This window comes from Dyadobacter sp. (assembly GCF_051859145.1).
In the GTDB taxonomy this organism is placed as follows: domain Bacteria; phylum Bacteroidota; class Bacteroidia; order Cytophagales; family Spirosomataceae; genus Dyadobacter.
In genome coordinates this window covers 1-1318 of the sequence record NZ_JBHYGF010000553.1, presented here as the reverse complement: position 1 = coordinate 1318, position 1318 = coordinate 1, and the positions used below count along the sequence as shown (strand labels likewise).

Below are 1318 nucleotides of genomic sequence, written 5' to 3'. Positions count from 1 at the left end.
CATTGTTACACTTCTTGTTTTCTGATATTCCTTCAAAACCAAAAGATCCTGATCACCGGTTATCAGGAAATCAGCTTTACAGTATTCACATATACCCAGCAGGTAATTATCATCCGCATCCCGAACCAGTTCAGGTATTATCCCTGTTTTGGTTCTCTTCAAAAACTTCAATGCGATGACCTTAAAACGGTTTACCTGCCTGTGTGTAATGTATTTTGAGAATTTTGGACGTTCAATTACGTGACTAAACTCATCCATTAACTCGGCGGAATAGAAGACCTGAAAGTCTGGATTTTTGAAAATGTTATAATAAAGAAATCGGCGGGATTTTCGACTGATACAAGCAGATACGTACCAGTTAGCATCAAGGACAATGCTGCGCTTTTTGTTTCTTTTCATTCCGGTACGCATTGATTTCATCTTGAATCTCCTGGGTAGAAATTTCGACATCAGGAAGCGCTGCGTCGAGTTCTTCAAAGAGTTGGTCAATCATGCGATCCTGAATCTTTTTGGCAATAGCCAAACGTGCCTTTGCCGGAAAGGTTTCAAAGGTTTTTATAAATTCAGTCTGTGTCATTGCATTACTTGCGCTCATTTCCTTCAATTTTAAAACAATTTAATCATTTTACCTTAAAGACCCGCGATAGCTTTCGGGTTGGCTAAAATCAATTTCTGCAATGCAGCAATGCGCAATTCCAAAGTTCATTTACGCTTAAACGACCTTGTTATTGATTTGAACGTTTGAAGGTTGTTTGCGAAATCGTTGTTTGTGGAGCCGATGATGATGTAGTACAAATTGTCGCTGAACAGTACAGCCTGGTAAACTTGCTCATCCTGGCCCGTATTCTTGTTTTTGGCAATGCCGCTTAACTCATAACCCTCGATTCCATCTACGCTGAGGGTACTTACCGAATCTATGCTGAGCCCCGGGTATAGTTGATGCGCGCGGCCTAAGCAGAAAAGTTTTTTGTCTTCAATTTCCAATCGGGAGAGTGACTTTGAGAGAATGAAAGATGTTCTGTCGGCAGACTCGGTCGGTACTTTTCCGTCAATATTATAGATCAGCGCATTCGCTGCATTCTTGGCAAAAACCAGCTTGGTTCCCGCGGTGCTGATTTGGAAATCAACTGCTTCAAAAGGATCCACTTTTTTCCCGGCATCGAAATAGGCGCCAAGAATTGACTCTTTGATCTGCTTTCCAACTTCCGGTAAATCTTGCGGGTAAGCTCCGTTGATCATCACGCTCTCCTCGTTGCTGCCAAAACAGAGAATTAATTTGGCGTACACATTTCCATACGCACTTTGTGTGCCGGTCAGG

General features: G+C 42.1%; 3 protein-coding genes. All 3 read right to left on the bottom strand.

Translation table 11 applies throughout. From position 1 onward, the window contains the following. Window positions 1-399, bottom strand: a 399-nt coding sequence (locus ACTIE6_RS23825) for a putative toxin-antitoxin system toxin component, PIN family (protein ID WP_439559005.1), incomplete at its 3' end; no start/stop codon positions are given. Further along, window positions 365-595 (bottom strand): hypothetical protein, encoded by a 231-nt coding sequence (locus ACTIE6_RS23820; RefSeq protein ID WP_439559004.1) that lies wholly within the window; start codon window positions 593-595, stop codon window positions 365-367. The genes ACTIE6_RS23825 and ACTIE6_RS23820, both read right to left, overlap by 35 nt. A gap of 107 nt (window positions 596-702) precedes the next feature. After that, a partial coding sequence (locus tag ACTIE6_RS23815) for a hypothetical protein (protein ID WP_439559003.1) occupies window positions 703-1318 on the bottom strand: 616 nt, incomplete at its 5' end.